This window comes from Candidatus Contendobacter odensis Run_B_J11 (assembly GCF_000531125.1).
Taxonomy (GTDB): Bacteria; Pseudomonadota; Gammaproteobacteria; order Competibacterales; family Competibacteraceae; genus Contendibacter; species Contendibacter odensensis.
Genome location: NZ_CBTK010000195.1, coordinates 1 through 3,333, shown reverse-complemented (window position 1 = coordinate 3,333; position 3,333 = coordinate 1). Strand labels below are relative to the sequence as shown.

Below are 3,333 nucleotides of genomic sequence, written 5' to 3'. Positions count from 1 at the left end.
TGAAATCATTAATCGACCTATTAAAAAGTGGGTCTAAATAAGGAGAGCGGGAATTGCTGTTGAGTAAGCGGTTGTCACTGCTTCAAGCTAAAAGACTAGAAGCGAAGGTTATTTAAACTCTATTCGCTTTCATCTTTCTTCCCTTTATTTGCTCTTTTTAGAGTCACATGGGTGTCAGTATGACTATTACCATCTGGATCGGTAATTTCGTTACGTTCAATAGTGGTGCTGTGAGGTTTTCCATCTGCGCCGATCCAACTTGTGCGCTCACGGGTCGTCTGCTGGCCAGGTTCGTTTCTCCAAGACTCAACTGTAGTCCGAGGACGGGTAATTGCTTTATTTCGTCCTGGTGAGTAATAGCTGGCCCGTTTGTCCTCCACTATATCCTCACTATGATATGTTCCATCTGGGGCGTAACCCTCGCTGCTATAGTAATCACGTCTTACTGTAGGATTATAATCAGGATAGTATTGATAGCTTTGAGCATGTAACGGGTCTGATGAACACCCTATTATAATGCCTGATAGCATGACTGTGCTTAAAATGGCTGTATGTTGTTTCATTGTTCTACTCCTACTGTGGTTTTGCTGGTAACCTATCATGGTGAATTCTTGCTGAATCTTACCTGAATACTATTGTAGACTTGCCTAGCTAGTAAAATCAGAGGGGGTCCCAATAATCTGCACAACAATCGAGCGTATGGCGAGTTTCGAGAAATTTTGCTGCGAATTTTAGGCTGCGTTTATGTGGATCAGCCCGGCGCGGAAAACGCCCCCCGGCTACCCCGATCATGCGGCCACGAAAAAATATCTTGCGGGCGACCCTCCTGCCGCCAGCCAAGGATTGGGCGGTAGGAAGGAGGACAGTCCGCAGACCCGCCTTTCAGGGCGACACCTTCCCTACGCCCTAACTTCCAGCGCCGGGAGTTCTTTCCTGCACGGGGGAAAACTCCCGCGTTCAATCAACGCAGATTTGCGTTTAGTCGCAACCCCTGTCCTGTTCAACTCGCATGGCAACGGGACCTACGCCCGCGCTCCCATTGGCTGACGGAATCCTTTGGCACGTTCAGATACAGGGCAAAAACGGTCTGACTGACTTCCTCGCGTTCCCGCAGGGCGCGGATTTCCTGGGCGGTGAAGCCATGAATAGGTGTTAGGCAAGACTCATCGAAACGGCGCATCGTTTGCTTATCCATCAGGCCGACTTCGTAAAGGTCGCTGGCCGTTTGGTGAAGGGCCGCTTTGAGGTCACTTTTGTAACTCTTCGCTTGGGTCATCGCCCGTTATCTCCACATACTTACCGCTATCAACCAGGGTTTTCAGCTCGGCATCGGAGAGGGCCAAAACGATGTTCGCCAGATCCTTGAAATCCTGTTCATCGCTCTCGTCGATGTTGTCCTGTTCGTTTTTAGCAAACCCATAGACGAAAAAGGACCGTGCCCCCCGCCGGAAAAAAACAATAGACCGATACCCACCGGACTTCCCCTCATTCGGTCGTGCGATCCGCTGCTTGATGACTCCGCCGCCATAATCAGCGTCAATGATGCCTTACTCTGCATTCCTGATAGCCTCGCATAACTTGGCGTCGGTGATGCGCTCCTTGCGGGCGAATTTGGCAAACCACTTGCTCTTGAAAATTCGCATCGACCTGCCCGCTGGGTTTTCATACGCCTAATATAGAGAACTTAGTTCTATAGTTAAAGGGAGATCGCTTTGCTTTACAAAAGACAACGGTTTTACATGAGCGATCAGTGCCAGAACTGAAGAGTTTCGGCACTGGGATAGTCTTGCTTGCCCCGTGATAGAGCCCTATTCCCTATAGGATGATTTGCCAAGAGACCCATTTTATATTCAAATAAGAATAACTGACTTGAATAGTAACGGACGATACCGAGGTTCCCGCATCGATGAAACGCCATTCTACCGTGTTCGCCATGGTCGCTCTGCTTGCAGGATCGGGCTATCAATCCGTCTGCGCGCAAGAAACCAATATATATCAGCTTGTTATCAAGGATCATCGTTTTGAGCCGAACGTACTGCACGTGCCGGCCAACCAGAAATTCAAGTTGGTCGTGGACAATCAAGATGCGACCTCAGAAGAATTTGAGAGCCCCGCGCTGAAGCTGGAAAAAGTCATCGCCGGCAAGCAGCGGGCTACCCTGAACGTCGGGCCGCTGCAACCGGGCAGCTATGACTTCATCGGCGAGTTCCATGAAAAAACCGCCAAGGGCCGATTCGTTGCCCAGTAGGACTTGGAGGGTCGAAAGATGATCGGTACGCTCGTCATCGTATTCCGTGAAGTGCTGGAAGCGGCGCTGGTGATCGGCATTGTGTTGGCGGCCACTCGGGGGGTGACCGGACGCGGCTGGTGGGTGGGCGGCGGGATCGCGGCGGGGCTGTTGGGCTCCACACTGGTGGCGGCGTTCGCGCGGGGGATCGCCGAGACCGCAGCCGGCATGGGGCAGGAAGTGTTCAACGCCAGCCTATTGTTTGCCGCCGTTGTGATGCTCGGCTGGCATAACGTCTGGATGGGTCGCCACGGACGGGAATTGGCGCACCAAATGAAAGCGGTCGGTCACCAGGTCCGCACCGGCGAACAGCCCCTGCTGGCTTTGGCCACCGTAGTCAGTCTAGCAGTGTTGCGTGAAGGTTCTGAAGTCGTGTTGTTCTTGTATGGCATCGCCGCCGGCGGCGACGCGGCGATGTCGTCCATGTTGGGCGGTGGCGCGCTCGGTCTGCTGGCGGGCGTGGCGGTGGGGTTGGCGTTATATCTGGGCCTGTTGCGCATTCCCACCCGACATCTGTTCACAGTCACCAGCGGGTTGATCGTGCTGCTGGCGGCGGGTATGGCCGCGCAAGCCGCCGGTTTCCTAATTCAGGCCGACTGGCTGCCCGCTTGGCGGCAACCGTTATGGGACACCTCAGCGATCCTGTCCGACCGCAGCTTGCCCGGCCAAATCCTGCATGTACTAGCCGGTTATAACGACCGGCCTGCCGGGATGCAAGTCGCGTTCTACCTTGCCACATTACTGCTGATCAGTGGGTTAATGTGGTTCATCGGTAACGTGCCTACTCCCCAATCGAAGCAGGCAGCAGCGGCAGTCTGAACGAGAGACCCACACGAACCGAATGAAGCCCCGCTTTGGCGGAGTCTAATGAGATGGTTAGCCTGATAATATCTAGCGGGAAAAGTGAAAGCTTCATAACAGGGTGTGAAGCGTCGACGAACTGTTATAGTGAATTTTCTGTTTTTGCGGGGAGAGCGGGCTTAAGCCAGCAATTCCCGCTCTCCTTATTTAGACCCACTTTTTAATAGGTCGATTAATGATTTCAG

Annotated in this window: 4 protein-coding genes and 1 pseudogene; 2 read left to right on the top strand and 3 right to left on the bottom strand. The window is 53.0% G+C overall.

Translation table 11 applies throughout. The annotated features are described in order from the left end of the window. Positions 1–119 precede the first annotated feature (119 nt). The 3 genes and pseudogenes from BN874_RS24555 to BN874_RS11935 all read right to left on the bottom strand — a co-directional run bounded on the left by BN874_RS24555 (position 120) and on the right by BN874_RS11935 (position 1,643). The gene (locus tag BN874_RS24555) at positions 120–563 is read right to left on the bottom strand and encodes a hypothetical protein (RefSeq protein ID WP_154724899.1); all 444 of its coding nucleotides are present in this window, start codon (positions 561–563) and stop codon (positions 120–122) included. 437 nt (positions 564–1,000) lie between these two features. Next, the gene (locus BN874_RS11940) at positions 1,001–1,276 is read right to left on the bottom strand and encodes a helix-turn-helix domain-containing protein (RefSeq protein WP_051497766.1); all 276 of its coding nucleotides are present in this window, start codon (positions 1,274–1,276) and stop codon (positions 1,001–1,003) included. Then, positions 1,248–1,643 (bottom strand): annotated as a pseudogene (locus BN874_RS11935) (type II toxin-antitoxin system RelE/ParE family toxin). The gene BN874_RS11940 and the pseudogene BN874_RS11935 overlap by 29 nt, the downstream one beginning before the upstream one ends. A gap of 263 nt (positions 1,644–1,906) precedes the next feature. Here BN874_RS11935 and BN874_RS11930 point away from each other — a divergent pair. Next, positions 1,907–2,248 carry a cupredoxin domain-containing protein gene (locus BN874_RS11930; RefSeq protein WP_034433595.1) on the top strand — a complete coding sequence of 114 codons (342 nt, stop codon included), beginning with the start codon at positions 1,907–1,909 and terminating at the stop codon, positions 2,246–2,248. Positions 2,249–2,266: 18 nt separating this feature from the next. Further along, positions 2,267–3,106, top strand: a complete 840-nt coding sequence (locus tag BN874_RS11925) for an FTR1 family iron permease (RefSeq protein WP_034433593.1) — start codon at positions 2,267–2,269, stop codon at positions 3,104–3,106. The last annotated feature ends 227 nt before the right edge of the window (positions 3,107–3,333 follow it).